Source organism: Streptomyces sp. NPDC052682, from assembly GCF_040678435.1.
GTDB lineage: Bacteria > Actinomycetota > Actinomycetes > Streptomycetales > Streptomycetaceae > Streptomyces.
The window spans coordinates 315,463-342,003 of sequence record NZ_JBFATS010000002.1 but is presented as its reverse complement, the minus strand read 5'-3'; the positions used below and the strand labels follow the sequence as shown (position 1 = coordinate 342,003).

The following is a 26,541-nucleotide window of genomic DNA, read 5'->3' as shown; positions in this document are numbered from 1 at the left end:
CGTGCCGTGCACGCGGTGCGACCGTCGGGTCACGCCGCCACCGGCTGCTTGGCCTCCGCCGCCGAGGTGCCCCGGCCGTCGCCGGTGGCCGTACCGCCCGGCTGGGTCTTGCGCATGCCCTTCAGGACGATGACCAGGCCGGCCGTGACCGCCGTACCGGCCGCGATGGCCAGCAGGTACAGGAACGGCTTGCCGATCAGGAAGGTGACCCAGATGCCGCCGTGCGGGGCGCGCAGGGTCGAGCCGAAGACCATGGTCAGGGCGCCGGTGACCGCGCCGCCCGCCATGGAGGCGGGGATGACCCGCAGCGGGTCGGCGGCGGCGAACGGGATCGCGCCCTCGGAGATGAAGGACGCGCCGAGCACCCAGGCCGCCTTGCCGTTCTCGCGTTCGGCGGCGGTGAACAGCTTCTTGCGGACGGTGGTGGCCAGGGCCATGCCCAGCGGCGGGACCATGCCGGCGGCCATCACGGCGGCCATGATCTTCATCGCCGAGTCGCTCGGGGAAGCGACGGAGATGCCGGCCGTGGCGAAGGTGTAGGCGACCTTGTTGACCGGGCCGCCCAGGTCGAAGCACATCATCAGGCCGAGCAGCACGCCGAGCAGCACGGCGTTGGCGCCGGACAGGCCGTTCAGCCAGTCGGTCAGGCCCTTCTGCGCCTCGGAGATCGGCTTGCCGATGACCACGAACATCAGGAAGCCGACGACCGCCGAGGAGACCAGCGGGATCACCACCACCGGCATGATGCCGCGCAGCACCGGCGGGATGTCGATCCGCTGGATGCCGAGGACCACCCCACCGGCGATCAGACCGGCGACCAGACCGCCGAGGAAGCCCGCGCCGATCGTCACCGAGATGGCGCCGCCGACGAAGCCGGGCACGAGTCCGGGCCGGTCGGCCATGCCGTAGGCGATGTAGCCGGCGAGGACCGGGACGAGGAAGCCGAAGGCCGCCGCGCCGATCTGGAACAGCAGGGCGCCCCAGCTGTCGACCTGGCCCCAGTCGAAGTGCTCGGTGACCGGCTTGGCCCCGTTGATCTGGTAGCCGCCGATCGCGAAGCCGAGCGCGATGAGCAGACCGCCCGCCGCGACGAACGGGACCATGTAGCTCACGCCGGACATCAGCCACTTGCGCAGCTTGGTGCCGTAGCCCTCGCCGGGCTCGCCCGCGCGCTCCACGGGGGTGCCGCCGCCGGGCCGGGCGGCGGCGGTGACCTCGCCGCGCGCGGCCTTCTCCCGGACTTCCGCGATGAGTTCGGCGGGCCGGTTGATGGCGGCCTTCACGCCGGTGTCCACGGTGGGCTTCCCGGCGAACCGGTCCTTCTCCCGTACGGCGACGTCGTGCGCGAAGATCACGCCGTCGGCCGCCTCGATGACGGCGGGGTCGAGCCGGGTGAAGCCGGCCGAGCCCTGCGTCTCGACGACGAGCTCGACGCCCGCCTCGCGGCCGGCGTTCTCCAGCGACTCGGCCGCCATGTAGGTGTGGGCGATGCCGGTGGGGCAGGAGGTGACGGCGACGATGCGGAACGGGCGCTCTTCGGAAGCCCCGCCGGGGGTGGTGGCCGTGGCGGCGGCGGGAGAGGCCGCTCCCGCCGACGCCACGGTGTCTGTGGAGGCCGCCGAGCTCTCGGAGGCCGCGGGGTTCTCGGAGACCTCGGCCTCCGCCGCTCCGGTTCCGGCCGCCCCGGCCCCCGCCCCCTTGGACTCGGCCGCCGCGGACTCGGCCGGCTCGTCCCCGCGGATCAGCGCCGCCGCGGCGGCCGCGTCGTCCACCGCGCGCAGCGCGTCGGTGAACTCGCTGTTCATCAGCTGGCGGGCCAGCGAGGACAGGATCGTCAGGTGGGCGTCGTCGGCGCCGGCCGGCGCCGCGATCAGGAACACCAGGTCGGCGGGGCCGTCCGCCGCGCCGAAGTCGATGCCCCGGGCGCTGCGCCCGAAGGCCAGGGTCGGCTCGGTGACATGCGCGCTGCGGCAGTGCGGGATGCCGATGCCGCCCTCCAGGCCGGTCGGCATCTGGGCCTCGCGGGCGGCCACGTCGGCGAGGAAGCCCTCCAGGTCGGTCACCCGGCCCAGGGCCACCATGCGCTCGGCGAGGGCACGTGCCGCCGCTTCCTTGGTGTCGGCGGACAGGTCGAGATCGACCAGGTCCGCGGTGATCATGTCGCTCATCGCGGGCTCCTTAGCACGCGTATCGCCCGGTCAGTGGGGTGGGCGGAAGGGGGGACGGGGATGCGGTGGGGGGTCGGGACGGGGAAGGCGGGGCCGGACAGAGCCCGCTTCTCCCGGGCGGCGGGGCGGCTCGGGGAGCCCTGCCGCCCGCCGGCCGCGGCGAGTAACGGTGAGCTTCGCCGCTTATGGACCGTTTCGGCAAGAAGGTGACGTGCGGGGAGAAGCGTGAGGTACGTCATGTCACCGGCTCCTTCAGTACGCGGTCCACCGGCACCTCGGCCGTGACCGTCACCGCCGCCAGGTCCAGGTCGGAGGGGGTCGGCATCACGCTGCCGGGCAGCTGGACGGCCGCCGCGCCGTGCGCCACCGCCGAGGCCAGGGCCTCCGGGCCGCGCCCCCCGGCGATGAGGAACCCGGCGAGGGAGGAGTCACCGGCCCCGACGTTGCTGCGGACGACCTCCACGCGCGCGGTGCCGTACCAGGCGCCCGCGTCGTCCACGAGCAGCTGCCCGTCGGCGCCGAGGCTCGCCAGCACGGCCCGGGCACCCATCGCGCGCAGTTCCTCGGCCGCCTTCACCGCGTCGCCGACGCTGGTCAGGGGGCGTCCGACGGCCCCGGCGAGTTCCTCGGCGTTGGGCTTGACCACCTCGGGCCGCTCGCGCAGCGCCTGCAGGAGCGCGGGCCCGGAGGTGTCCAGGGCGATGCGGGCCCCGGCGGCGTGCGCGCGGGCGACCAGTTCGGCGTACCAGGACGGGGCAAGGCCGCGCGGCAGGCTGCCGCAGCAGGCGATCCAGTCGGCGTCACGCGACTGCTGCCGTACGGTCTCCAGCAGCAACTCCTGCTCGGCGGGCGACAGTTCCGGCCCGGGCGCGTTGATCTTCGTCAGGATCCCGTCCGCCTCCGCGAGGGCGATGTTGGAGCGGGTGGCTCCGGCGACCGGGACCGGCGCGACCTCGATGCCCTGCGCGTCGAGCAGGTCCGCGACGACCGCGCCCGGCGCGCCGCCCAGCGGCAGCACGGCGACCGTGCGCTGCCCGGCGGCGGCCACCGCCCGGGAGACGTTCACGCCCTTGCCGCCCGGGTCCATGCGCTCGCCGGTGGCGCGGATGACCTCGCCGCGGTCGAGCGAGGGGACCTCGTAGGTGCGGTCCAGGGACGGGTTCGGGGTGACGGTGAGGATCATGCGCGCACTACTTCCGTACCGCCGCGCTCGATGGCGACGGTGTCTTCGGGGCTCAGCCCGGTGTCGGTGATCAGCAGGTCCACGTCGCCCAGGTCGCCGAAGCGGGCGAAGTGCTCCTGGCCGTGCTTGGAGGAGTCGGCGAGCAGCACCACGCGGCGGGCGGCGGCCACGGCCGCGCGTTTGACGGCGGCCTCGGCGAGGTCGGGGGTGGTCAGGCCGTGCTCGGCGGAGAAGCCGTTGGCCGCGACGAACAGCACGTCGGCGCGGATCTCGCCGTACGCCCGCAGCGCCCAGGCGTCCACGGCGGCGCGCGTACGGTGCCGTACGCGCCCCCCGACCAGGTGGAGCTGGATGCCGGGGTGGTCCGCGAGGCGGGCGGCGATGGGCAGGCTGTGGGTGACGACCGTGAGGGACGTCTCCAGCGGCAGGGCGGCGGCCAGCCGGGCCACCGTCGTGCCGGCGTCGAGGATCATCGTGCCCTCGGCCGGGAGCTCGGCGAGGGCCGCCTTGGCGATGCGGTCCTTCTCGTCGGCCGCGGTCGACTCGCGCTCGGCGAGGTCGGGCTCGAAGTCCAGGCGCCCGACCGGGATGGCGCCGCCGTGCACCCGGCGGACCAGGCCGGCCCGGTCGAGGGCCTTCAGGTCGCGGCGGATGGTCTCCGCGGTGACCTGGAACTCCTCGGCCAGCGACACGACGTCCACGCGTCCGCTGTCGCGGGCGAGCCGGAGGATCTCCTGTTGACGCTCCGGTGCGTACATGTCCGTTCACCTCCGACCTGTGCCCGAACGTGTGGTTTCAGCGGGAGGCTACGCCGAGATTTCCGGAAAGTAAACACCTTCGGGCCCAATCGGGCATGATCGGGCTTCCGAATACGCCCGGTTCCCCTGTGGGCAGATGCGGGAGGGGCCCGGCACACGCGGTGCCGGGCCCCTCCCGCAGGGCAGTCCCCTTGAAGACCGGTCCTCAGGAGACCAGCTCCGGCTCCCTCTCCTCGGCCGGCGTCTCCTCGGCGGCGCCCTCCAGGTGCTGCGCCGGCCGCTTGGGCAGGGCGAACATCAGCAGGAAGATCACGCCCATCACCGCGGCCACCCAGCCGAGGGCGTACTGGAAGGCGTCCACGAAGGCCACGCCCACCTCGGACGGCCGCAGGTGGTCGCCCATGACGCCGAAGAACACCACCGACACCAGCCCGAGCCCCAGCGCGTTGCCCATCTGCTGGACCGTGCTGATCAGGCCGGACGCCGACCCGGCGTGCGCCCGCGGCACCTCGGAGAGGATCGCGTCGGTCAGCGGCGCGAAGATCAGGCCCATGCCCACGCCCATCACGACCAGCGGGAGGGCCATCTGCCACGGGGCGATGCCGAGGCCGTACCGCTCGGACTCCCCGATGTAGAGCAGGACCCCGGCCGCGAGCACCAGCGCGCCCGCCTGGAGCACCTTGCGCCCGAAGCGCGGCACCAGCTTCTGCACCGACATCCCGGCCGCGACCGACACCGCGATCGAGAACGGCACCCCGGTCAGCCCGGCCTTCAGCGGGCTCCAGCCCAGGCCCACCTGCATGTACAGCGTCCACACCAGGAAGAACACGCCGAGCCCGACACCGAAGACGGTCTGGACGGCGATGCCGGCCGCGAAGCTCTTCACCTTGAACAGCGACAGCTCCACCAGCGGGGAGCCGTCCCGCGCGGCCTTGCGCCGCTCGTGGGCCACCAGTGCGGCGAAGACCAGGAGGGAACCGGCCATCGAGGCGTGCCCCCACAGCGGCCAGTGCAGCTCGTGGCCCCGGGTGAGCGGGTAGAGCAGCATCAGCAGGCCCAGCGTGACCAGGGCGACGCCCACCAGGTCCAGCTTGAGGGCGCGGGGCGCCCTGGACTCGGTGATGAACCGGCTGCCGAGGATCAAGCCGGCGACGCCGACCGGCAGGTTGATCAGGAAGATGGGCCGCCACTCCAGCCCGAACAGGTTCCACTCGGTCAGCAGCGCGCCGAGCAGCGGCCCGGAGACCGCGCCCAGCCCGACGATGGCGCCGAACAGCCCGAACACCTTGCCCCGTTCGTGCGCCGGGAAGGTCGCGTGCACGATCGCCAGCACCTGCGGCACCATCAGCGCCGCCATGCCGCCCTGCAGGATGCGGGAGGCGACCAGCATCTCGGGGCCGGCGGCGAAGCCGCACAGCGCGGAGGCCAGGGTGAAGCCGCCGATCCCGATGAGGAACACCCGCTTGCGGCCGTGGATGTCGCCGAGCCGCCCCCCGGTGATGAGCCCGGCGGCGAAGGCCAGGGCGTACCCGGCGGTGATCCACTGGATCTGGCTGAAGGAGGCGCCCGCCTCCCGCTGGATCGACGGGATCGCGATGTTGACGATCGTGACGTCGACGAGGTCCATGAACGCCGCGGTCATCACGATCGCGAGAGCGAACCAACGGCGCCGGTCCGGCACGGCGGCCGGTGTCCCGACGGTCTGCACAACGCTTGCGGTGGAGGTCATGTCCCGAAGGTAGGCCCCTAGTAGGTCAGATCATGTCCTAGTTGTGGGGCATGCTCGATGCATGACGACGGACACTCCGGCCCGGCTCCTCCAGCTCCTGTCCCTGCTGCAGACCCCGCGGGAATGGCCCGGTGGCGAACTCGCCGAGCGACTCGGTGTCTCGCGCCGCACGGTGCGGCGCGACATCGACCGGCTGCGCGACCTCGGCTATCCCGTGCAGGCGACCATGGGCGCCGACGGCGGCTACCGGCTGGTCGCCGGCAAGGCCATGCCGCCGCTCGTCCTCGACGACGAGGAGGCGGTGGCGATCGCCGTCGGCCTGCGCGCCGGGGCGGGACACGCGGTGGAGGGCGTCGACGAGGCGTCGGTGCGGGCCCTGGCGAAGCTGGAGCAGGTGCTGCCGTCGCGGCTGCGGCACCGGGTGAGCACGCTGCAGGCCGCCACGACTCCCCTGACCAGTGGGGACGGCCCGACCATCGCGCCCGAGACGCTGACCGTCATGGCCTCGACGGTGGCCGGGCGGGAGCGGCTGAGGTTCGCCTACCGCGCGGCGGACGGCACGGACTCCCGGCGGGTCGTCGAGCCGTACCGGCTGGTGTCCACGGGCCGCCGCTGGTATCTCGTCGCCTACGACCTCGACCGCGCCGACTGGCGCACGTTCCGCGTGGACCGGGTGAGCGACCCGTTCGCGACGGGCGCCCGCTTCGCGCCGCGTGAGCTGCCGACGGGCAGCGCCGCGGAGTACCTGCGGCAGTCGATGCAGCGCCGGCAGGAGACGTACGACCTCGAGGTCGTCTTCGCCGCCCCCGCCGGCACCGTCGCCGCCCGCCTGCCCGGCTGGCTCGGCACCCCCGAGCCCCTCGACGCCGGCACCTGCCGGCTGCGCGCCACGGTCGCCGACCACCTGGAGTGGCTCGCCGTCCGCCTGGCCATGCTCGGCTTCGACTTCACGGTGCGGGAGCCGGAGGAACTGGTGCGGTGCGTACGGCAGTTGGGTGCGCGGTTGAGCAGGGCGGCACAGGGCTGACCCCGGTCAGTCCCCGGCGCGTCCGCCGAAGCCCTGCCAGGGGAAGTCCCGTACCGCCGACAGGTTCCGCAGGGCCAGGCCGACCGGGCCCCGCGGCCCCTGAGCCGGGGCGTCCGACAGGGCCCAGTCCTCGACCGCCACGCGGACGGCCGCGCTGGCGACGGCCGCGGCGAAGTGCAGCCGCGCGGGCTCGGCAACGTTGTCGTGCTCCTCGGCGAGGCCCACCGCAGCCCGGCCCGCCAGCACCTCGGCCAGCATCCGCTCGGTGTCCTGGCACACCTCCGCCCACACCTTCCGCAGGGACGGGTTCTCCAGCGCCAGCCTGATCAGGGTGCGCACCCACTCCCAGGAGGACGTGGACACGCCCAGGCCGGGGGTCAGGGTGTGGCGGACGGCGGCCTCCAGGGCCTGCGGGACCGTCACGCCGGGCGGGGCGGCGCGTACCGCCTCGACCCAGCGCTGTGCGCCCACCGCGTACAGGGGCGCGACCGCCTCCTCTTTGGTGGCGAAGTACCGGTAGAAGGTGCGCGGCGCGACGCCGGCGGCCTGGGCGATGTCCTCGGCGCGGGTGGCCCGCAGACCGTGCCGCACGAAGAGTCCGGCCGCCGCACGGGCGATGGCCATACGGGTCTCGGCCTTCCGCCGCTCGGTGAGCGAGGGGGGCGGAGGCGGGGTCGGGGTGGTGCTGCTCACGTCGGCAGGCTATGCCGCTGTGGCAGAATCTGCCATCTGGCGGGCCACCCCGGGGTTCAGGTCCGGGGTGACCCGCCCTCCACCGCACGGTCCCACGGTCCGGACCCCGGCACGAAAACGGCCGGGCTTCGGCGCCAGGGGGGGAGGCGCCGAAGCCCGGCTCGGGAGAGTCCCGGCGCCGGGGGGAGTGCGACGGGACGTGGCTCAGGGGACCCAGGGGCCAGGGGGGTGAGGCCCCGGGCCCGAACACCTGGGCCCAGAATTCTTGTTCCCAGGCTTTGTCGTTTGAAGCAGCGTTCCACGGCCAATGTGCGCGGTGCCACATCACCCGGCGTACGCGGGTGGCGAACGGTGGCACACCGGGGCGAAACGGGCGCTTTCGGCAGGCGCCGGCCCGCACCGGGCCGGTGACCGACGACCCGTGGCCGACGACCCGTGGCCGACAGCCGCCACCGACAGCCGACAGCCGCCACCGACAGCCGCCGGCCGGACCCGGCGGCTCAGGCCGCCGCGTCGAACCCGGTCTGACGGGCCAGCTTCTTCAGCTCCAGCAGCGCGTGCTTCTCGATCTGGCGGATGCGCTCACGGGTCAGGCCGTGCTCCTTGCCGACCTCGGTCAGCGTGCGCTCGCGGCCGTCCTCGATGCCGTACCGCATCTTGATGATGGACGCCGTGCGCTGGTCCAGGCGGCCGATGAGGTCGTCCAGTTCCTCGCTGCGCAGCAGGGTCAGCACCGACTGCTCGGGGGAGACCGCCGAGGTGTCCTCCAGCAGGTCGCCGAACTGGGTCTCGCCCTCGTCGTCCACCGACATGTTCAGCGACACGGGGTCACGGGCCCAGTCGAGCACGTCGCTGACGCGCTCCGGCGTCGAGCCGAGCTCGGCGGCGATCTCCGCGGGCTCCGGGTCGCGGCCGTTCTCCCGGTTGAACTCGCGCTGCACGCGCCGGATCCGGCCCAGCTCCTCCACCAGGTGGACGGGCAGGCGGATGGTGCGCGACTGGTCGGCTATCGACCGGGTGATGGCCTGGCGGATCCACCAGGTGGCGTACGTGGAGAACTTGAAGCCCTTGCGGTAGTCGAACTTCTCGACCGCGCGCACCAGCCCGGCGTTGCCCTCCTGGATCAGGTCCAGGAGCGGCAGACCGCTGCGCGGGTAGCGGCGGGCGACGGCGACGACCAGGCGGAGGTTGGAGCGGATGAAGACGTCCTTGGCGCGCTCCCCCTCGGCGACCAGGGCCTGGAGCTCCTCACGGGTGGCGTCGGACGTGGTCTCCTCGTACCCGTCGAGGATCTGCTGCGCGAACACACCCGCCTCGATGACCTGCGAGAGCTCGACCTCCTTGGCGGCGTCGAGCAGCGGTGTACGCGCGATCTCGTCGAGGTACATGCCGACCAGGTCGCGGTCGGCGATCTCGCCGCCATGGGCGCGAACACTGCTTGCCGCGTCGACCGTCTCACCGGTGGCGGACTGACGACGGGCGACGGCACGGGTTGCCATGCGTGCTCCCTTGCGTGGTGAGGTCAGCGGGCGGTCCTACAGACGCTCGGCGCTCTGTCAGGTCCTTCCGGACTCTGGTCGAGTGCCCTGCATCCGTGGGAAACAACGACTGGAATCCGGACAGAATTCCCAACCCGCCCCTCAATTTTTCTGATCTTGCAGTACCCTGTTCCGCCACACTGCGCGGTGTGATGCTGGCGGAGCGTAGGAAAATCCAGGTCGGACCGGGGGTCGACGCCGGCCTCCGCACCTCCACCGGCCGCTGAGTCCCCACGCAAGTGAGACAGCCCTCACATGCGGCACTGCGATCCCCCGCGGGAGAACCACCGCCCTCGGCCGCCCTCCCACCCCGGAAGACGGCTCCTGTTCGCCGAAGGTTGCCGCGAAGCTCGGCCGGACTGCACGGAAGCTCAGCCGAACTGCACGGACCGCTTGGCCAGGCCCATCCAGAAGCCCTCGATCACCGACTTGGGGGTGTCGAGTTCCCCGGCAGCGTCGGCGGTACCCAGGGTCACGAACAGCGGGGCGAAGTGCTCGGTGCGCGGGTGGGCGAGCCGGCCCGCCGGGGACTTGCGGGTGAAGTCCAGCAGCGCGTCCACGTCCCCGGCCTCCAGCGCCCGCCGGCCCCAGTCGTCGAACTCCGCCGACCAGCCGGGCACCCCGCCGCCGGTGTGGCGCAGCGCGGCCAGGTTGTGGGTGAAGAAGCCGGAGCCGACGATCAGCACGCCCTCGTCGCGCAGCGGCGCCAGCTTGCGGCCGATGTCCATGAGCTGGACCGGGTCGAGGGTCGGCAGGGAGATCTGGAGCACCGGGATGTCGGCCTCGGGGTACATCTCGACCAGCGGGACGTAGGCGCCGTGGTCCAGGCCCCGGTCCGGGATGTCCTGCACGGGCATGCCGGGAGCGCGCAGCAGCTTGCGTACGGACTCGGCGAGCTCCGGCGCGCCGGGGGCCTCGTACGTCACCCGGTAGTAGTGCTCGGGGAAGCCCCAGAAGTCGTAGACGAGGGGGACGGTCTCGGTGGCGCCGAGGGCGAGCGGGGCCTCCTCCCAGTGGGCGGAGACCATGAGGATCGCCTTCGGGCGCGGCAGGCCGGCGGACCAGGCGGCGAGCTCACCAGGCCAGACCGGGTCGTCCGCCAGTGGCGGTGCGCCGTGGCTGAGGTACAGGGCGGGCATGCGCTCCTGCGTGGCGGCGGACATGGTGTCGACTCCCTCCAGCTTGAAAGCTCAAGCATCGTTCGAAACCGACTGTACACCCCATTTGTTTAATCTTAAAGAAGCTAGGTCGTAGAGTGGAGAGCATGAAGGCACCCTCCTCCGCACCCGCACCGGCCGCGGCAGCACCGCCGGCCGAGGAACCCCGCTGGCTCACCGACGAGGAGCAGCGCGTGTGGCGCGCGTACATCGAGGCCGCCACCCTGCTCGAGGACCACATGGACCGCCAGCTCCAGCGCGACGCGGGCATGCCGCACGTCTACTACGGGCTGCTGGTCAAGCTCGCCGAGTCCCCGGACCGCCGGCTGCGGATGACCGAGCTGGCCCGGCACGCGAAGATCACCCGCTCCCGGCTCTCGCACGCCGTCGCGCGGCTGGAGAGGAACGGCTGGGTCCGGCGCGAGGACTGTCCCTCGGACAAGCGCGGCCAGTTCGCGGTGCTCACGGACGCGGGCCACGAGGTGCTGCGGCGCTCCGCGCCGGGCCATGTCGCCCTGGTGCGCCGGGCGGTCTTCGACCGTCTCACCCCGCAGCAGCAGAAGTCCCTCGGCGAGATCATGCAGATCATCGCCGAGGGACTGCAGCCCGAGGAGGCGGGCGCGGACCTGCCCTGGCTGCGCTGAGCGCTTCTCAGCGGGCGCCCGGGCGGGTCCTGCGGGGCGTACGGAGGCGGACCGGGCGTTCCCGCCCTGGTCCGCACCGTCCGTGCTGCCCCTGTGGCGGGTCCCCGAAGCAGGACCGTGCGGCCGGCCGGCTCAGTGGGCGATCACCGGGACGGCCACCTCGTCCTGCGCGGTCTCACCGGCGCCGGCCTCGGAGCCGGTCACCGTCGTACCGCCCGGGCGGCCGGCGTTGACGAAGGTCAGGGCGATGGCCGCGGCCACGACGAGGATGCCGACGGCGAACCAGATCGCGGTGGTGTAGCCCTGCACCATGCCCTCCAGCTGGACCAGCTGCCGCTGCGAGGCGTCGGCCGCGCCGGTGAGGTGGTCCGTGATGTAGGACGCGGTGGCCGAGGCCGCGATGGTGTTCAGCAGGGCGGTGCCGATCGCGCCGCCCACCTGCTGCGAGGTGTTGACCATCGCGGAGGCGACCCCGGCGTCCCGCGGCTCGACGCCCTGGGTGGCCAGGGACATGGCCGGCATGAACGCCGTACCCATGCCGAGGCCGAGCAGCAGCATCGCGGGCAGCAGCAGGGCGGCGTACGAGGAGTCGATCTCCAGCCGGGTCAGCAGCAGCATGCCGAGCGCGGCGACCAGGAAGCCCGGGCCCATCAGCAGGCGCGGCGCGACGCGGGTCATCAGGCGGGTGCCGATCTGGGTGGAGCCCGTGATCATGCCCGCGATCATCGGCAGGAAGGCGAAGCCGGTCTTCACCGGCGTGTAGCCCTTCACGACCTGCAGGTAGTACGTCAGGAAGAGGAACAGGCCGAACATCGCGATGATCGCCAGCCCCAGGGAAAGGTAGATCCCGCCCCGGTTGCGCTCGGTGACCACGCGCAGCGGCAGCAGCGGGGCCTTGACCCTGGCCTCGACGGCGACGAAGGCCGCGAGCAGGACGGCGGAGGCGACGAACATGCCGACCGTCACGGAGTCGCTCCAGCCGTCGGACTCGGCGCGGGTGAAGCCGTAGACGAGGGCGACCAGGCCGAGGGTGGAGAGCACGACACCGGGGACGTCGAGCGGCGAACGGTTGCGGCCGCCGCGCGGCTCACGGATGACGAACCAGGCACCGGCCGCGGCGACCACCGCGAACGGGATGTTCACGAAGAACGTCCAGCGCCAGTCCAGGTACTCGGTGAGGAAGCCGCCGAGGATCAGGCCGACGGCACCGCCGCCACCGGCGATCGCGCCGTAGATGCCGAACGCCTTGGCGCGCTCCTTGGCGTCGGTGAACATCACGGCCAGCAGCGAGAGCGCGGCCGGGGCGAGCAGGGCTCCGAAGGCGCCCTGGAGGGCACGGGAGCCGAACATCATCGCCTCGTTGGTGGCCGCGCCGCCCAGCGCCGAGGCCGCGGCGAAGCCGGCGAGACCGACGACGAAGGCGCGCTTGCGGCCCCACAGGTCGGCTATCCGCCCGCCGAACAGCAGCAGACCGCCGAAGGCGAGCGCGTAGGCCGTGACGACCCACTGCCGGTTGCCGTCGGAGATGCCGAGGTCCTGCTGGGCGGAGGGCAGGGCGATGTTCACGATGGTGGCGTCCAGGACGACCATCAGCTGGGCGAGGGCGATGAAGACGAGCGCTTTCCAGCGGCCCGGATCGGGCGTGGTGTCCGGGAGGCCGGAGGCCTTCGAGGTCGTTTCAGACATGGCGGTACCCACTTCGGGACTTCGTGACGGACGAACAGGTCTGTGCGTGAAGAAGGGAAGAAACGGAAGTAACGGGAGGAAAGGAAGTAACGGAGTTACGGAAGTGCAGGTCGGTGAAGAGGAAGGAAACGAAGAGGTGAGTCAGTCACCGGGACGACCGGCGACCCGCTGGTGACTGGAGTACGGACGGGAATGCTGACTGGGATGGCGCGCCGAACTCATCGGTCAGGACTGCCGCAGCTCCTCGAGGGTCACGGCCGTGCCCGGCAGGACGGACGGGGCCGGTGCCCGCATCCCGTCCAGGAACAGCTGCAGATGGCGGTGGACGAAGCGGTCGGCACGCAGGCACTGCGTTCCGGCCGGGGGCCGGCTGAGCTGGGCCACGGCGACCATGAGGTCACCGACACCGACGTCCGGGCGCAGCTGTCCGGCCGCCCTGGCCCGCTCCATGATCCCGGCGACGAGCCCCTCGACCCGCTCGCGCGCGGCCTCCAGGTCCGGGTGGTGCTGGTCGAAGGTGCTGGAGATCATCGGGCACAGCGCGCTGATCCGTTCGTCGGCCGCCGCGTGCACGAAGCGCTCCAGCGCCTCGAACGGGTCCTCGCTCTCCGCGAGCGCGCGCTCGGCCGCGTGCGCCGTACGGTCCATGACCGAGCAGACGACCTCGCGGACCAGTGCGTCGCGGTCCGGGAAGTTGCGGTACACCGTGGCGTTGCCCACGCCGGCCCGGCGGGCGATCTCGTCGAGCGGCACGTCGGGGCCGTGTTCGACGAACATCTCCCGGGCGGCGGTGACGATCCGCTCCCGGTTGCGCAGGGCGTCGGCGCGCGGCCGGGGCGCCTTGCGCGCTGCGGGGGTGGCGGTCTGCACGGCGTACTCCTGGGTGAGGCGGTAGGGCTGAGGGACCGGTGAGAATCCGGTGCCTGAGCAATCCGGGGAGCGAGTCCCCGTTTCGCTCGGACGCTGGGTTAAACGGGGACTCGATCCCCGGTTATTTCCCACCCGGGCGACATTCCTGCGTGACCTGAGTCACACCCCCTACCGGCGGGAAACCCACGATCGGTCTCCTCCAACGCGCGCCCCCGCTCCCCCTCGACGCAGGGTGAGCGCAGGGGTGCAGCCGGTGACGGGCGGCTGCCAGGAGCGGAGGGTGCCCGCATGCAGCAGCCGCCGAGCAGCCACCGGATACGCCCGGGCCGGGTGGCGGCCCTGGTCTCGGTGGCCGCGCTGACCTTCGCCGTCAGCACCTCGGCCGGCTCCGGAGACCTCTTCCCGGGCAGGACGGCGGCCGGCGCCGGGCCCGTCGCCGCCCTGGCCCGCTCCAGCACCCACCGCCCCTGTCTGATCCGCGGCCACCGTGACGTCCAGATGTCCGAGGGCATACCGACCTCCGCCGGCTACGCCCGCTCCACCGGAACCGTCCGCGCCCTCACCCTGATGGTCGACTTCTCGGACGCCCCCGGCGAGGGCAGCGCCCTGGACCGGTTCCGGGAGTTCCTTCCGCAGACCCGGCGCTGGTTCCGCACCGCCTCCTACGGCCGCCTCGACTACCGCGCCGAGACCCCGATACCAGCCTGGCTGCGGATGCCCCGGTCCTTCCACGCGTACGGCATAGAGCGCGGCGCGCCCTTCGAGCCCGGCTACCGCGAACTCGTCCAGGACCTCGTGGCGGCGGCCGACCCGGTGGTGGACTTCAAGGCGTACGACCTGATGAACGTACTGGTGACCCCCAACGCGGGCCCCTCCGCCCTCGACACCGTCCTGTCCGTCACCTTCGCCGGCAACCCGGAGGCCCCGGCCGCCGACGGCGTCCCCGTGGCCAACGCCTCCTTCGTCTACTCCCGCCAGGACGACGGCTCCGGCTCCTACCACCGCACCGGCTACCGCGTCCTCCCCCACGAGAACGGCCATGTCTTCGGCCTGCCCGACCTGTACACGCAGGAAGGCGGGGGCGCGGTCGGGCACTGGGACATCATGAGCGAGGACTGGGGGGCCAACAACGACCTGCTCGGCTGGCACAAGTGGAAACTGGGCTGGCTGGACGCGGGACAGGTGCACTGCGCGGCCGCCCTGGGCACGTCCGAGTACAGCCTGACCCCACTGGCCCGGGCGGGCGGGCCCAAGCTGGTCGTCGTCCCGCTGGACCGCACCACCGCCTACGTCGTCGAAGTGCGCACCCGGGCGGGCAACGACGAGGCCGTGTGCCGGCCGGGCGTCCTCATCTACCGCGTCGACGCGAACGTCGACACCGGCATGGGACCGGTGAAGGTGTACGACTCCCACCCCGACAGCGCCGGCTGCACCCGCAGCCCCAACGTCCACGCCGAACTGTCGGACGCGACCTTCGAGCCCGGGGAGACCTTCGAGGATCCGGGGAGGGGGGTTCGCGTGGAGGTGGTGGGGGGTGGGGGTGAGGGGGGCTATCGGGTGCGGGTTTCGCGGGGGTAGGCGCGGGCGGGGTGGTGCGAGGGACGACGTATGCCGGCAGGCCGGACCGGTACACGGGCAGGGCGCGACAGGAAGGCAGGCGGCGGGGCCCGGCCCTCGGCGCCGGCGCCCGGCACGAGTGACCGGGCACCCGGATTACGGTAGGCCTGCCCGAGCCCCGTACCGGAGACCCGATGCCCGCGACGCCCACGCCCGAGCCCCCGCGCCAGTTGCCTGCCGCACCGACCGAGGCGGTCACCCCCCTCATCCGCGGGATCGCCGTGCTCCAGCGGCTCACCGAGGCCGGCGGCACCCTGCCCCCGAGCGCGCTGGAACGGGAGACCGGCCTGGCCCGCGCCACGGTCGACCGCGTCACGGCCACCCTGGCCCGCATGGGCTACGTCCGCCTGGACGGCCGGGACGTCACCCTCACCCCCCGCCTGATGGAACTCGGCAACGCCTACCTGGCCGCTCTGCGCCTGCCGGCCCTGCTGTCCGGCCGGGCCGACGCCCTGGCCGACGAGCTGGACGAGTCCGTCTCCCTGGCGGTCGCCGACCGGGACGGCATCCGGTTCATCCACCAGGCCACGCGCCGCCGCGCGATGTCCCTGAGCTTCCGCATCGGCGACCTGCTCCCGGCCGAACGCACCGCGCCGGGCCCGCTGTTCGCCACCGAGTGGACGGACGCCGACTGGGCCCGCTGGCGCGCCCGCCGGGCGGCGGACCCGCAGGACCGTGCCTTCCCGGCCGTACCGCCCCGCGCGCACGTTTCCGGCGACTCCGGCGGCTTCGACGGCTCCGCCGACTCCGGCGACTCCGGCGACTCCGGCGACGAGGACTTCGTACGCCGTACCGCGCGGGCGGCGGAGGACGGCTGGGCGCTGGACGACCAGCTGATCGAGCCCGGCCTGGTCGCCGTCTCGGTCCCCGTACGGGATCCCCGCACGGGACGGGTGGCGTGCGTGGCGAGCGTGGTGAGCCACACCAGCCGGCACACGGCCGGCGACCTGCGCACCAGCCTGCTGCCGCCGCTGCGGGCGGCGGTCGCGGACATGGAACGGGAACTGCGCCTGGCCCCGCCCCCGCAGCCCGGCCCGCCGCCCGCGGGACTGGCGCTCTGGACGGGCGCGTCCAAGCAGGAGCTCGGACGGGAGTTCATCGAGTCCCTGGCGCGAGGGCTGACCCTTCTCACGGCCTTCGGCGAGGGCCGGGCCGAACTGACGCTCAGCGAGGTCGCCAGGGCGACCGGCCTGGCCCGGGCGACGGCCCGCCGGGCGCTGATCACGTACGAGCATCTGGGCCTGGTCACGGCGGCCGGGGGCCGTACGTTCCGCCTGACCCCGAGGGTGCTGTCCCTGGGCTTCCCCCTGCTGTCCCGGACCTCGCTGCCGCGGATCGCCGAGCCGCATCTGGCCGCGCTGGCGGACCGCGTGGGCGAGTCGACCGCCCTGGCCGTGCTGGCACCGTCGGGCGAGGAGATCCAGTACACGGCCCGGGCGACGACGCACCGTGTGATGAGCGTGAACATCACGACCGGCACCCGCCTGCCCGCCCACGCCACCTCCCTGGGCCGGGTCCTGCTGGCGGACCTCCCGGCACCGGAACGCCGCCCGGGCGAGCCCACGGCGCTGGACCGCGTCCTGGCGGAGGTCCGTACCCAGGGGTACGCCCTGGTCGACGGGGAGTTGGAGGAAGGACTGCGGGCCATCGCGGTCCCGGTCCGCGACCGCACGGGCCGGGTGGTCGCCGCCGTCAACGTGGCGCTGCACGCGGCCCGCCGCACCGCCGAGGAGTGCGTGAGGGACCTCCTCCCCGCCCTTGCGGAGACGGCCGCCGGCATCGAGACGGACCTGCACACCGCGAGCCGCTTCACCGACGTACCGCTGACCTGACGCCGGCTGTCGTGCACCGTGCTGTCGTGCCACCGGGCTGTCGTGAACCGCCCGCGGCGCGGCCCCGAACCGTCCGTGTACGGCGGACAACTCCTGCGCGGAAACGCCGGAACTCTCGACACGCCTGGGGTAACCAGCGGTAACTTCTGCCCCGTTGCTTGCCACGCAACCGCTTCCCCCACTTCCCCAGGAGACTCCTGATGCGCAGACTCCTCGCCTGCCTGGCGGCGGCAGCCGCCACCCTGGGCGGGCTCACCGCGGCCGCACCCTCCGCCGCGGCCGCCGACTCGGGCACCCTCAGCGTCCTCAGCTACAACGTGGCCGGCCTGCCGGAGGCCATCTCCAGCGCCCCGACCCCCCGCGAGCCGGCCACCGCGGAGATCGGCCGGCGGATCGCGCCGTACGACATCGTCCACGTCCAGGAGGACTTCAACTACCACGCCACCCTCTACGCCGCCGACACCGCGCACGCCCACCGCACACCCACGAGCGGCGGCGCCGGCATCGGCAGCGGGCTCAACACGCTGTCCACACTCCCCTACGACGCGGACGACTTCGAGCGGGTGCGCTGGCGGACCTGCACCTACGGTTCCGGCGACTGCCTGACGCCCAAGGGCTTCACCTTCCTGCGCGAGCGCCTCGCCGAGGGCGTCTACGTCGACTTCTACAACGTGCACACCAACGCCGGGACCAACGCAGACGACCTGGCCGCACGCGCCGACAACCTCCGCCAGCTCACCGAGTTCATCCGGACCCACTCGGCGGGCAACGCGGTCGTCGTCATGGGCGACACCAACACCCGCTACACCCGCAGCGGCGACACCATCGCCGAGTTCGCCGCGGCCAACGGCCTGACCGACGCCTGGGTGCAGCTGGTCCGGGGCGGCACCCCGCCCGCCAAGGGCAGCGACGCCCTCGTCTGCGACCAGACCAAGCCGACCGTGCCCAACACCTGCGAGATCGTCGACAAGGTCCTCTACCGGGGCAGCAAGCTCGTCTCGCTCCACGCCACCTCGTACAACAACGAGCACGCCAAGTTCCTCACCAGCGACGGTCTCATGCTCTCCGACCACGACCCGATCGCCGTCGGCTTCGCGTGGTCGCGCAACCCCGCCTACCAGCTCAGCGACCAGTTCGGCGGGCCGCACGGCGACTACTTCAACGACATCGACGCGGTACCGGCCGGCGCCCGCGCCACCGGCGTCACCCTGCGCACCGGCTCCCGCGTCGACCAGATCGGACTCACCCTCGCGAACGGCACCACCCTCACCCACGGCGGAAGCAGCGGCACCGCGTCCTCGCTCACCCTGGGCAGCGGCGAGTACCTGACGGCAGCCCAGCTGTGCCGGGGTCAGAAGGACGGCCGCACCCGCATCTTCTACGCCAGGTTCACCACCAACCTGGGGCGCACCCTGGCGGGCGGCACCACGACCTCCGACTGCGTCACCCGCACCGCCCCGGCCGGCTGGCAGATCACGGGCTTCCACGGACGTACCGGCGACGAGGTCGACAAGATCGGCTTCCTCTACACCCAGCGCTGACCACCCGGGCCCGGGCGCCGGGCCGGCCCCCTCCGCGTGGGGCCGGCCCGGCGCCCCGGAAGCACACAGCCCTCACAAAGGTCGTGCAGGACGATTGACGCGCACATGCCCCGGCTCTAGGTTCTGACCGCCCACTCGAACCATGTTCGACATGCCGACCACCTGGCCAGCCACCAGGCACAAGGTCACTCACCCCCGTGCACGCCTTTGCGCCGCCGCCCCTGGAGCACACATGACCCGCCACCCCCACGGCCCCCACCACACCCACCTGTCCCGGCGCTCCTTCCTCGGCGCGGCCACCGCCGCACCCCTGGCCATGACCGGAGTGCTCAGCCTCGGCGCCGGCACCGCCCACGCCGCCGACTCGGCGTACGTGATGTGCTACTTCACCGAGTCCACCAGCCTGGGCGAGGGCACCGACTACGGCCTCCACCTCGCCGTCAGCACCGACGGGCTGAACTGGATGCCGCTCAACCAGAACAACCCCGTCGTCACCCCGACCGCGGGCGCGCTCGGCCTGCGCGACCCGTTCATCCTGCGCAAGCAGGACGGCACCTTCGTCGTACTGGCCACCGACCTCAAGGGCACCGACTGGACCTACGTCAGCCAGTACATCCACGTCTGGGACTCCGCCGACCTGCGCACCTTCACCGGCTACCGCCGTCTGAAGCTGCACGACATGAACACCCACAGCTGGGCACCCGAGGCGTTCTGGGACGCGGGCAGACGCAAGTACGCGGTCATCTACTCCGCGGTGAACTCCAGCGGCCACAACGTGATCATGGTCAACTACACCAGCGACTTCGTCACCGCCTCCGCACCGCAGGTCTTCTTCGACCCCGGCTACGACGTCATCGACGGCGACATGGCCATCGGCGTCAACGGCGTCAACTACCTCTACTTCAAGGGCGACCAGACGTTGCGCGGGGCGAGGTCCACCTCCCTGGACCCGGGCAGCTTCACCCCGTTCACCACCGGCGTCGCCCACGGCGGCACCGAGGCCCCGACCCTGGTCAAGTCCCTGACCTCCGGGACCTGGTATCTGTGGGGCGACACCTACACCCCCAACGGCGTCTTCTACGCCTGGCAGTCCACCGCCCTGTCGGCCGGCACCTGGACCGCGCTCGACCAGAAGACCTACACGCAGCCGCTCAACTCCAAGCACTGCGGCATCACCACTATCAGCACCACCGAGTACGACAACCTCGTCGCCCGGTGGGGAACCCCCGCCTGGAACCGGCTCAAGTCCTACAACAACCCGGCCCGTTACGTCCGGCACTCCGACTTCACCGGCCGCATCGACCCGTACCCCATCGACCCGCCCCGCGACTCCCAGTGGAAGCTGGTCCCCGGCCTCGCCGACCCCGCCGGGGTCTCGTTCCAGTCGGTCAACTACCCGACCCGCTACCTGCGCCACTACGACTACGCCCTGCGCCTGGACACCAACGACGGCACGTCCACGTTCGCGGCCGACGCCACCTTCTACCGCACGGCGGGCCTGGCCGACGCGAGCTGGGCATCGTTCCGGTCGTACAACTACCCCACCCGTTACATCCGCCACGCGAACTACGTGCTCCGCATCGACCCGATCTCCACGACCACGGACCGCCAGGACGCGACGTTCCGCGTGGGCTACTGACCGGACCGTCCCGGCCGGGCACCTGAGCACCGGGGCTGACGCACACGACGCCGACCACTCGGCCCCATGGCGGCCACCCGCACCAGCGCCGGAGTCCAAGCACTCCCTGCTCAGCCGCCGGCCACACCCCACCACTCCACGCCGATCCGCTACCCTGTCATGGACCGCCACCTCGGTGGCGGCCCTGCCCTTGCCGCAGCGCGACTGAACGCTCACCGTGAGCATTCATCCACGCCCACGCAGGGCACCGCCTTCGTAGCTCAGGGGATAGAGCACCGCTCTCCTAAAGCGGGTGTCGCAGGTTCGAATCCTGCCGGGGGCACAGGAAAAGGGCCAGCTCAGGAGGGTTTCCTCCCAGGCTGGCCCTTCGTCGTGTTCGAGGCCGTGCCACACGCGTGCCACTAGAGTCCACGCGCAGTCCACATCCCCTAGCCGGACGCCCCTCTGCCGCCGTCGCGGATCATGGCCCCGAGCCGGTCGGCGATGGCCCGGTCCCGGTCGCTGGTCATGTGCTGGTAGATCAGCGCGGCCCGCGAGCTGCTGTGCCCCATCCTCGTCATCAGCTCCCGCGTGCTGGCCCCGGCCGTCGAGGCCAGCGTGTTGCCCGTGTGCCGCAGATCGTGAAAGTGCAGCTCGTCCGTGACGCCCGCGGCCTTCCGTGCCTTGACCCAGTCGTCGCGGAAGTTGCTCCGCCGTAGTTGCCCACCCTGCGACCCGACGAAGACGTGCCCGTCGCGTCCGGGAGCGGCGAAGTGCTCCAGGTGGTGCGTGACCGCGTCGAGCAGTTCGGCCGGGAAGGAGACGGAGCGCACCCCGGCCGCGGACTTCGGCGCCTTGTCGAAGAGCCGGCCGTCCTGCAGCTCGGCCTGAGCACGGCGCACGGTGACGGTCAGCCCTTCCAGGTCGATATCCCGGCGCCGCAAGGCCGCCAGCTCCCCGAACCGCAGGGTGGTGAAGGCCGCCAGGAGCACGAGCAGCCGGTAGCGCGGCGCAATGGAGTCGGCGACGGCGAAGACCTCCGGAACGGTGAGGACCGGCCGCTCGGGCACGTCGTATCGGTCCGCACCCTTGATGCGGCACGGGTTGCGCCGGATCAGCTCGTCGTCCACGGCCGTGTTCATGAGGGCGCGCAGCAGCTGGTACGCCTTAACCACCGTCGGCTCACCGACGCCGGCCGCAAGGAGCTTGCCGCGCCAACTACGCACCCGGGCCGTCGTCACGTCGGCCACGCTCCCGGCCCCGAAGGTCGGCAGGATGTGCAGCCGCATCACCGACTCGTTTCGCTCGCGGGTGCGGTCGGCAAGCTTCCGGTCCCGCAGCCATGCGGTGGCGTACTCCTCGAAGTTGACCGCTCCGGCGTCCGGGTCCGACCACTGTCCGCGCGCGATGTCCGACTCGATGTGCGTCAGGGCGACCTGGGCATCGGTCTTGGTCGCGTACGTCTTCTCGGCCGGACGCAGTTGCCCCGTCTCCGGGTCCCGGTAACGGACCTGCCAACGGCCGGACGGAAGCTGTCGGACGGAACCGAAGTTTCGCCGCTTCCCTCTCTTATTGGCCATCAGGCAGCCCTCCGGAGGGAGCTGCGGCGGTCGCCGATCGGCTGCACCGTGTTGGCGTCGATGAAGGCGTTCAGTGCGCTCTCCGGGATACGGACGTGCCGACCGACCTTGACGAACACGATGCGTCGCTCAGCTATCAGGCGGCGCGGGAAGCGTTCCGTAGTGCCGAGGAGTTCGGCCACCTGCGCCACGGTCAGGTAGCGATCAGCCATGGGTGGGGTCTCCTTCCGATGAAGCAGCGGAGTGACGAGAGCTCGCCAGCCAGGTCTCAGCGGCGGTCAGGCCGACCCCTGCGAAGCGCCAGTGCGAGAGGACGAGGACGGTGTCCGGGTCGGGCAGCGGGTGGCCGGGCTCGATTGCGCGTTCGCGGGCCAGTGCTTCGTTGTGGTCGGCGCGTTCCTGGCGGAGGGCGCCGAGGGTGACGGAGTAGGCGCGGGACTTGGTGGAGAAGTGGCCGCGGAAGCCGAGCATGTGGGCCCACTTGCGCAGGCGCAGGTCTTCGAGTTCGGGCAGGGCGCCGAGGTGCCAGCAGGTGAGGATCATGCGCCGGGCATGGTCGGTGACGCCGGAGCCGATCAGGTCCGTGATCGGGTTGCGGATGGGCCGGTCGAGGGTGCCGGCGGTCTCGGCGCCCTTGGTGGCGTACTTGGCGATGTAGGCGGCCACGGCGCGGCTGGACAGTTCCGAGGTGCCCGTGAAGTCGGCCGAGCGGATGGGGCGGATGTCGAGCTGTTCGCCGAAGCGGAAGGCGTACGGGCGGCCGTCGAGGACGGGGCCGGGTGCCTCCGCGAGCCGGGCCGCCGAGCGGATCGCGTCGGTGAGCAGTTCGGTCGTGGCCCAGGCCGGCGGGGCGTCCTCGGCGCCCTCCGGGCCGTCGAGGCGGATGACGGCGTGGAAGTGGACGGCGCCGCGCCGCTGGTACTCGGCGACCTTGGCGTAGGAGACCTTGAGGCAGTGGCGCAGCGCCGAGCGGCTGATGCCCGCACGGGAGGCGAGGTGCTGGCGCAGGTAGGTGGTGAAACGGCCCCACAGTGCCCCGGCGTGCGCGTTCCACAGGACAGCCGCGCGGTAGTCGTAGCGGTCCGGGTCCAGGGGCGTACCGAGGACGGGGTCGTCCTCCGGGTGGAGGCGGCCGCAGCGGCACCGGCCGCCGCCGGGCCGGTTGTGCACGGGGCCGAAGGACGGCGCGGTGAAGGTGGCGAAGACGCGCGGGTGTTGGGCAACGGCCGGACCGATGCCCTTACCGCCGTTCAGGCCAGCCGTGACGAGGTGGAAGGTGTCTTTGCGGTAGATCTCGGCGCAGGAAGCGCACCGGGTAGCGCGGCGGTTGTTGCAGCGGATGAGGAGCTGTCCGGCCGGGAGGTTGCGGTCGACGATCTCCCGGACGATCTCCCCGGTGGCGGCGTGTACGTCGAGCCGGTGGCCCTCCATCCGTACGGGCCGCTCGCAGCCGCCGAGGCGCTGGATCTGGCGTGCGTAGGCGCTGAGGTCGCCGTGCCTGGCGAGTGCTGCCAGCTGGCGGATGGCTGCGGTCGGAGCCGCAGGGTGCATGTAGGGGTTCCTCCTTGTAGAGAGCGGACGTGTGGTGTGAACGCCCGGCCTGTCGAGGGGGCTAGACAGCATGGGCAGGCCGGGCGGACGGAGCGATGAGGTCAGCGGCGGGTGAGAACGGAGCGCATGACGACGGCGCACACGGCCACGGACGTGGCGGTGAGGGCGACGGCGAGGAGCATGGAGACCAGGACGGCGCCGACGACCAGGACTACGGCGGTGCCGCCGCCGACCAGGGCGAGAGCGGTGCCGGGCGTGAGCCGGACGGCCGGGCCGGTCGGGACGGGCGCGATGGGGGCCGGCGGCGGAGTCGGGGCGCCCGGTGTGATGGTGGTCGGTTCGACGACGGCAGGCGGAGAGACCAGGCCGGTGGGCTGCGGCATGGTCGGGACCTTCGGTCGGAACATGAACACTCTCCGTTCAGGAGTCACTTGAGGACGGAGTCGATGACGGGGGCGAGCAGGCTGTCGGCGAGGAGGTAGCCGCCGACGAGCAGCACGGCGATGAGCCACCAGGGCGGGCGGATGAGCTTGACTCCGAGGACGCCGACGACGAGCAGGGCGAGCCAGAGCGGAACGTCCACTTCGTTGGTCTCCTGTCAGGCCGAGCAGCGGTGGGTACGGGCAGCGAGTTCGGCAGCGGCGCGGCTGTCGTACTCGGCGGAGAAGTCGCAGCGGGGCGCGGTGCAGGCCGCCAGGTGACGGTTCCGGCCGCGGTCGACGAACGAGGCGACGTTGACGGGGCCGATGCGGCGGACGTTGCGGAAACGCGGGTTCATGGCGTGCTCCTCTCAGAGATGTGCGGCGATGGATGCGGTCATGGACGGGGGCAGGCCGAGCCGAGCGCGCACGGCGTCCGGGTCGGCAGGATGGCCAGTGGTCGCGCGGTGCTCGTCGGCCAGGGCCCGGACGCGGTCGACGAGCGCGGGCGGCAGTGCGACGGCGGCAGCAGACACGGGGGCAGGAGTCGCGACCGGTTCGGCAGCGGGCTCCGGCGTTGGCCCGGGGTCGGCGGAGGGCGCCGGCAGCGCCTCTCGGTCGGACCGGTCGACGGCAGGCTGAGCGGGGCGCGGCTCAGGGATGTCTGCCGCCGAGAGATCCAGGGCCGTAGGTGTTTCCGGAGTGTGCGGAGCATGGGCCAGCAGCGTGCCGCCGAAGAAGGCGACAGCGGGCCAGCCCGCGACCGTCACGCGGAGCCAGGCCGGTACGTCGTCCAAGTCGAGGAGCCCGGCCGCGGCGACGTTGGCGCCGAGGGACGCGGCCAGGGCCACCAGAAACCACAGCCGCGGGCCACCGGCCGCCCGTCCAGCCCGCTGCTGGCGCATCCGGCGCCAGGCGGCGACCAAGAGCAGGTCGATGCTCACGGGGTAGGCCCACGCCTTCCAGCCGTCCTGTCCGGCCGCCGCGGCGAGGTCGTGCAGGTGGGAGAAGGACAGAGCACCGGCGATGACGGCCTGAACGATCACGGCGTCCACACGGGCCAGGTGGGCACGCATCGGCTCGGTCTCCTTCCGGTTTCGGGCATGGGAGGGGTAGGGACATGGCGTGAGGCGGTCACGCCAGCCGTGGGAGAGGGAATGCGGTTACTCGGTCACCGGTCGGGCCGTGGGTGCGACAGGAGCGACCGAGGGAAGCTCGGCGGGCTCTGGGGCCACGGCGGGCCGGAAGGCGGCGAGGCGGGGCAGTTCCGGGACCAGGCCGGAGGTGTCACGGCAGACGGCCGCCGCGTCGTCGAGGGTGAGGTGGGGCGAGCGGACGCGGGACCAGCCGCCGGAGGAGTCGCCGACGACCGCGACGCCGGGCCGTTCGGCCGGGATGGAGGTTGCTGCCAGCGCCGCTTCCGGCGCGATGTCGCCGAGCGCCATGTTCGCGGACGTCTCGTCGTTGACGCGGTGGCAGACCCGCCCGGTGAGCTGTGCCCGGAGCATCGTGGCTCCCTTGCCGAGTTCGGCGCCGAAGCGCTGCCCGCACACCTCCAGGTAGATGCCGGCCGCGCGGCCGAGCTGGGCGAGGCGGATGAGCTTGGTGACCATGGCGTCCCGCCGCTTTTCGTCGTCCTTGCTTGCGGCAAGGAAGAGTTCAGCGACCTCGTCGACGACGATCACCACCGGCACCGGCCGCACCTTCTCCGGCAGGCCCCAGACGTCGGAGGTGAGCACGGCGTCCGGACCGGTCCCGCCCGTCATACCGATCAGGCGGAACCGTGCCTCCATCTCCTCCACCAGGACGTCGAGGAGTTCGTTCGCACGGTCCGGCGTGTCGGCAAGCGCCGACAACCGGGGTGCGAACGGCGCCAGTTCGACGCCCCATTTGCAGTCGATGCCGACGAGCGCGACGGGTTGCCGGGCCAGTCCGCACAGTAGGTTGCGCAGGTACACGGACTTGCCGGACTGAGTGGCGCCGAGGATCAGTTCGTGCGGCACGGTGCGGAAGTCCCGGACGTGCCAGTGCCCGTCTTCGCGCAGCGCCAGCGGCAGGGACAGCGGTTCGGTGCGCAGCCACCGCCGAGGGGGCCGGACGTCGGCGAGGACGTCCCAGCCGACCAGCCGCAGCTCCAGCCGTCCCGGCTTTGTGGGACGGATGTGCACGGCATGCGCGCCCCAGGCGTGCCGCAGCCGGTCGGCCGAGGCGGTGAAGTCCTCGGGCGCCTGTCCGGCCGCCATGCGCAGCCGCATCACGAGCCCGGACCCGGTCGGCAACGGCAGCGACCGGCGAGGCGGTACGGGAGCAGCCTGCCGCCCCACCATCCGGGCAGTGGCCCGGCGCATGGCCGAGGCGGGCACCGTAAGGCCGCAGGCGTCCATGGTGGCCCGGTACGTGGCGAGCACCCGCAGCGTCACGGCCGGATACCCGACCAGCCACCAGAACAGGACCGGCAGCCGACGGCGCACCGCGACCAGCGCGGCCACCACCGACAGTGCCAGCGCGAAAAACCACCGGGCATCGGTCATGACGCTCAGCCCTGCGCCGCAGCCGCAGTGGCGACCATGACGGCGTCCGCCCGGTAGGCGATGCCGTGCCGGGTACGGCCGCCGAACTCGCTCTCCCAGGGCCGGGCCACCAGCCCGGACAGGAAGACCGGCGCACCCATGACCAGGCCCTCGCCGATGCCCTTCTCGGGGACGGTGACCTTGATCATGTCTGAACCGCCTTCGGCGATGAACACCAGCTCCAGGACCATGAGACGGTCGTTGGTGACCGGGTCCACGGCCACCTCACCGGTCTGCCGGTCCCTCACCTTCACCTCGGGCAGCTTCGTGACCAGCAGAGTGGCGGACGAGGTGTCCACGGGGATGACGCGCATTCTGCGAACCTCACTTGATCGGGCGTCCGTCACGGACGCCGAGCCG

The 26,541-nt window shown here is 72.3% G+C and carries 24 protein-coding genes and 1 tRNA gene; 7 read left to right on the top strand and 18 right to left on the bottom strand.

What is annotated here, in order from left to right:
• Positions 1-29: 29 nt before the first annotated feature.
• The 4 genes from AB0K80_RS04045 to AB0K80_RS04030 form a co-directional block, all read right to left on the bottom strand.
• Complete coding sequence (locus tag AB0K80_RS04045) at positions 30-2,168, bottom strand: fructose-specific PTS transporter subunit EIIC (RefSeq protein WP_365665552.1); 2,139 nt, start codon at positions 2,166-2,168, stop codon at positions 30-32.
• Between the two features lie 235 nt (positions 2,169-2,403).
• Positions 2,404-3,351, bottom strand: a complete 948-nt coding sequence (gene pfkB, locus AB0K80_RS04040; RefSeq protein WP_365665550.1) for a 1-phosphofructokinase — start codon at positions 3,349-3,351, stop codon at positions 2,404-2,406.
• On the bottom strand, positions 3,348-4,109 hold the full coding sequence (locus tag AB0K80_RS04035; RefSeq protein WP_365665548.1) for a DeoR/GlpR family DNA-binding transcription regulator: 762 nt from the start codon (positions 4,107-4,109) through the stop codon (positions 3,348-3,350). The genes pfkB and AB0K80_RS04035 overlap by 4 nt, the downstream gene beginning before the upstream one ends.
• 205 nt (positions 4,110-4,314) lie before the next feature.
• Positions 4,315-5,838, bottom strand: a complete 1,524-nt coding sequence (locus AB0K80_RS04030) for an MFS transporter (protein WP_365665546.1) — start codon at positions 5,836-5,838, stop codon at positions 4,315-4,317.
• Positions 5,839-5,899: 61 nt separating this feature from the next.
• Between AB0K80_RS04030 and AB0K80_RS04025 the strand changes: the two genes are divergently transcribed.
• The gene (locus tag AB0K80_RS04025; RefSeq protein ID WP_365665544.1) at positions 5,900-6,865 is read left to right on the top strand and encodes a YafY family protein; all 966 of its coding nucleotides are present in this window, start codon (positions 5,900-5,902) and stop codon (positions 6,863-6,865) included.
• A gap of 6 nt (positions 6,866-6,871) precedes the next feature.
• Here AB0K80_RS04025 and AB0K80_RS04020 read toward each other — a convergent pair whose 3' ends face one another.
• The 3 genes from AB0K80_RS04020 to AB0K80_RS04010 all read right to left on the bottom strand — a co-directional run bounded on the left by AB0K80_RS04020 (position 6,872) and on the right by AB0K80_RS04010 (position 10,259).
• Positions 6,872-7,558, bottom strand: a complete 687-nt coding sequence (locus AB0K80_RS04020) for a TetR family transcriptional regulator (RefSeq protein ID WP_365665542.1) — start codon at positions 7,556-7,558, stop codon at positions 6,872-6,874.
• Between the two features lie 500 nt (positions 7,559-8,058).
• A complete protein-coding gene (locus AB0K80_RS04015; RefSeq protein WP_365665540.1) occupies positions 8,059-9,057 on the bottom strand; it encodes a sigma-70 family RNA polymerase sigma factor in 999 nt (332 codons plus the stop codon).
• A gap of 410 nt (positions 9,058-9,467) precedes the next feature.
• Entirely contained in the window at positions 9,468-10,259 is a 792-nt protein-coding gene (locus AB0K80_RS04010; protein ID WP_365665538.1) for a class III extradiol ring-cleavage dioxygenase, read from the bottom strand.
• A gap of 101 nt (positions 10,260-10,360) precedes the next feature.
• On the opposite strand from AB0K80_RS04010, the gene AB0K80_RS04005 reads away from it, so the two are divergent.
• Positions 10,361-10,897, top strand: a complete 537-nt coding sequence (locus tag AB0K80_RS04005; protein ID WP_365665536.1) for a MarR family transcriptional regulator — start codon at positions 10,361-10,363, stop codon at positions 10,895-10,897.
• Between the two features lie 132 nt (positions 10,898-11,029).
• On the opposite strand, the gene AB0K80_RS04000 is transcribed toward AB0K80_RS04005, so the two are convergent.
• Both AB0K80_RS04000 and AB0K80_RS03995 read right to left on the bottom strand, forming a co-directional pair.
• A complete protein-coding gene (locus AB0K80_RS04000) occupies positions 11,030-12,583 on the bottom strand; it encodes an MFS transporter (RefSeq protein ID WP_365665534.1) in 1,554 nt (517 codons plus the stop codon).
• A 225-nt stretch (positions 12,584-12,808) separates the two neighbouring features.
• Positions 12,809-13,453, bottom strand: a complete 645-nt coding sequence (locus AB0K80_RS03995; RefSeq protein ID WP_365665532.1) for a helix-turn-helix domain-containing protein — start codon at positions 13,451-13,453, stop codon at positions 12,809-12,811.
• Positions 13,454-13,741: 288 nt separating this feature from the next.
• Here AB0K80_RS03995 and AB0K80_RS03990 point away from each other — a divergent pair, with 288 nt between their 5' ends.
• The 5 genes from AB0K80_RS03990 to AB0K80_RS03970 all read left to right on the top strand — a co-directional run bounded on the left by AB0K80_RS03990 (position 13,742) and on the right by AB0K80_RS03970 (position 20,404).
• Complete coding sequence (locus tag AB0K80_RS03990; RefSeq protein ID WP_365665530.1) at positions 13,742-15,031, top strand: M6 family metalloprotease domain-containing protein; 1,290 nt, start codon at positions 13,742-13,744, stop codon at positions 15,029-15,031.
• 173 nt (positions 15,032-15,204) lie between these two features.
• Entirely contained in the window at positions 15,205-16,902 is a 1,698-nt protein-coding gene (locus tag AB0K80_RS03985; protein ID WP_365665528.1) for an IclR family transcriptional regulator C-terminal domain-containing protein, read from the top strand.
• A 200-nt stretch (positions 16,903-17,102) separates the two neighbouring features.
• Positions 17,103-18,443 carry a jacalin-like lectin gene (locus AB0K80_RS03980; protein ID WP_365665526.1) on the top strand — a complete coding sequence of 447 codons (1,341 nt, stop codon included), beginning with the start codon at positions 17,103-17,105 and terminating at the stop codon, positions 18,441-18,443.
• A 232-nt stretch (positions 18,444-18,675) separates the two neighbouring features.
• A complete protein-coding gene (locus AB0K80_RS03975) occupies positions 18,676-20,082 on the top strand; it encodes a glycoside hydrolase family 43 protein (RefSeq protein ID WP_365665524.1) in 1,407 nt (468 codons plus the stop codon).
• Positions 20,083-20,331: 249 nt separating this feature from the next.
• Positions 20,332-20,404, top strand: a tRNA-Arg gene (locus tag AB0K80_RS03970).
• Between the two features lie 106 nt (positions 20,405-20,510).
• Here AB0K80_RS03970 and AB0K80_RS03965 read toward each other — a convergent pair.
• The 9 genes from AB0K80_RS03965 to AB0K80_RS03925 all read right to left on the bottom strand — a co-directional run bounded on the left by AB0K80_RS03965 (position 20,511) and on the right by AB0K80_RS03925 (position 26,495).
• The gene (locus AB0K80_RS03965) at positions 20,511-21,641 is read right to left on the bottom strand and encodes a tyrosine-type recombinase/integrase (protein WP_365665522.1); all 1,131 of its coding nucleotides are present in this window, start codon (positions 21,639-21,641) and stop codon (positions 20,511-20,513) included.
• The gene (locus AB0K80_RS03960) at positions 21,641-21,853 is read right to left on the bottom strand and encodes a helix-turn-helix domain-containing protein (protein ID WP_037640101.1); all 213 of its coding nucleotides are present in this window, start codon (positions 21,851-21,853) and stop codon (positions 21,641-21,643) included. The genes AB0K80_RS03965 and AB0K80_RS03960 overlap by 1 nt, the downstream gene beginning before the upstream one ends.
• Positions 21,846-23,192, bottom strand: a complete 1,347-nt coding sequence (locus AB0K80_RS03955; protein WP_365665520.1) for a replication initiator — start codon at positions 23,190-23,192, stop codon at positions 21,846-21,848. The genes AB0K80_RS03960 and AB0K80_RS03955 overlap by 8 nt, the downstream gene beginning before the upstream one ends.
• 101 nt (positions 23,193-23,293) lie before the next feature.
• Entirely contained in the window at positions 23,294-23,599 is a 306-nt protein-coding gene (locus AB0K80_RS03950; protein WP_365665518.1) for a SpdD-like protein, read from the bottom strand.
• A gap of 20 nt (positions 23,600-23,619) precedes the next feature.
• A complete protein-coding gene (locus tag AB0K80_RS03945) occupies positions 23,620-23,775 on the bottom strand; it encodes a hypothetical protein (RefSeq protein WP_365665516.1) in 156 nt (51 codons plus the stop codon).
• Positions 23,776-23,790: 15 nt separating this feature from the next.
• The gene (locus AB0K80_RS03940; RefSeq protein ID WP_365665514.1) at positions 23,791-23,970 is read right to left on the bottom strand and encodes a mobile element transfer protein; all 180 of its coding nucleotides are present in this window, start codon (positions 23,968-23,970) and stop codon (positions 23,791-23,793) included.
• 12 nt (positions 23,971-23,982) lie between these two features.
• A complete protein-coding gene (locus tag AB0K80_RS03935; protein WP_365665512.1) occupies positions 23,983-24,687 on the bottom strand; it encodes a DUF2637 domain-containing protein in 705 nt (234 codons plus the stop codon).
• Positions 24,688-24,774: 87 nt separating this feature from the next.
• Positions 24,775-26,142 carry an FtsK/SpoIIIE domain-containing protein gene (locus tag AB0K80_RS03930; RefSeq protein WP_365665510.1) on the bottom strand — a complete coding sequence of 456 codons (1,368 nt, stop codon included), beginning with the start codon at positions 26,140-26,142 and terminating at the stop codon, positions 24,775-24,777.
• 5 nt (positions 26,143-26,147) lie between these two features.
• Positions 26,148-26,495: a hypothetical protein gene (locus AB0K80_RS03925; RefSeq protein WP_365665508.1), complete on the bottom strand. Its 348-nt coding sequence runs from the start codon at positions 26,493-26,495 to the stop codon at positions 26,148-26,150.
• Between the last annotated feature and the right edge of the window lie 46 nt (positions 26,496-26,541).

What these genes read in the sequence shown, in the direction of transcription:
- AB0K80_RS04045 (WP_365665552.1), bottom strand. Translation starts at nt 2,168, where the DNA reads ATGAGCGACATGATCACCGCGGACCTGGTCGATCTCGACCTGTCCGCC.
- pfkB (WP_365665550.1), bottom strand. Translation starts at nt 3,351, where the DNA reads ATGATCCTCACCGTCACCCCGAACCCGTCCCTGGACCGCACCTACGAG.
- AB0K80_RS04035 (WP_365665548.1), bottom strand. Translation starts at nt 4,109, where the DNA reads ATGTACGCACCGGAGCGTCAACAGGAGATCCTCCGGCTCGCCCGCGAC.
- AB0K80_RS04030 (WP_365665546.1), bottom strand. Translation starts at nt 5,838, where the DNA reads ATGACCTCCACCGCAAGCGTTGTGCAGACCGTCGGGACACCGGCCGCC.
- AB0K80_RS04025 (WP_365665544.1), top strand. Translation starts at nt 5,900, where the DNA reads ATGACGACGGACACTCCGGCCCGGCTCCTCCAGCTCCTGTCCCTGCTG.
- AB0K80_RS04015 (WP_365665540.1), bottom strand. Translation starts at nt 9,057, where the DNA reads ATGGCAACCCGTGCCGTCGCCCGTCGTCAGTCCGCCACCGGTGAGACG.
- AB0K80_RS04010 (WP_365665538.1), bottom strand. Translation starts at nt 10,259, where the DNA reads ATGTCCGCCGCCACGCAGGAGCGCATGCCCGCCCTGTACCTCAGCCAC.
- AB0K80_RS04005 (WP_365665536.1), top strand. Translation starts at nt 10,361, where the DNA reads ATGAAGGCACCCTCCTCCGCACCCGCACCGGCCGCGGCAGCACCGCCG.
- AB0K80_RS04000 (WP_365665534.1), bottom strand. Translation starts at nt 12,583, where the DNA reads ATGTCTGAAACGACCTCGAAGGCCTCCGGCCTCCCGGACACCACGCCC.
- AB0K80_RS03990 (WP_365665530.1), top strand. Translation starts at nt 13,742, where the DNA reads ATGCAGCAGCCGCCGAGCAGCCACCGGATACGCCCGGGCCGGGTGGCG.
- AB0K80_RS03985 (WP_365665528.1), top strand. Translation starts at nt 15,205, where the DNA reads ATGCCCGCGACGCCCACGCCCGAGCCCCCGCGCCAGTTGCCTGCCGCA.
- AB0K80_RS03980 (WP_365665526.1), top strand. Translation starts at nt 17,103, where the DNA reads ATGCGCAGACTCCTCGCCTGCCTGGCGGCGGCAGCCGCCACCCTGGGC.
- AB0K80_RS03975 (WP_365665524.1), top strand. Translation starts at nt 18,676, where the DNA reads ATGACCCGCCACCCCCACGGCCCCCACCACACCCACCTGTCCCGGCGC.
- AB0K80_RS03965 (WP_365665522.1), bottom strand. Translation starts at nt 21,641, where the DNA reads ATGGCCAATAAGAGAGGGAAGCGGCGAAACTTCGGTTCCGTCCGACAG.
- AB0K80_RS03960 (WP_037640101.1), bottom strand. Translation starts at nt 21,853, where the DNA reads ATGGCTGATCGCTACCTGACCGTGGCGCAGGTGGCCGAACTCCTCGGC.
- AB0K80_RS03955 (WP_365665520.1), bottom strand. Translation starts at nt 23,192, where the DNA reads ATGCACCCTGCGGCTCCGACCGCAGCCATCCGCCAGCTGGCAGCACTC.
- AB0K80_RS03950 (WP_365665518.1), bottom strand. Translation starts at nt 23,599, where the DNA reads ATGTTCCGACCGAAGGTCCCGACCATGCCGCAGCCCACCGGCCTGGTC.
- AB0K80_RS03940 (WP_365665514.1), bottom strand. Translation starts at nt 23,970, where the DNA reads ATGAACCCGCGTTTCCGCAACGTCCGCCGCATCGGCCCCGTCAACGTC.
- AB0K80_RS03935 (WP_365665512.1), bottom strand. Translation starts at nt 24,687, where the DNA reads ATGCGTGCCCACCTGGCCCGTGTGGACGCCGTGATCGTTCAGGCCGTC.
- AB0K80_RS03930 (WP_365665510.1), bottom strand. Translation starts at nt 26,142, where the DNA reads ATGACCGATGCCCGGTGGTTTTTCGCGCTGGCACTGTCGGTGGTGGCC.
- AB0K80_RS03925 (WP_365665508.1), bottom strand. Translation starts at nt 26,495, where the DNA reads ATGCGCGTCATCCCCGTGGACACCTCGTCCGCCACTCTGCTGGTCACG.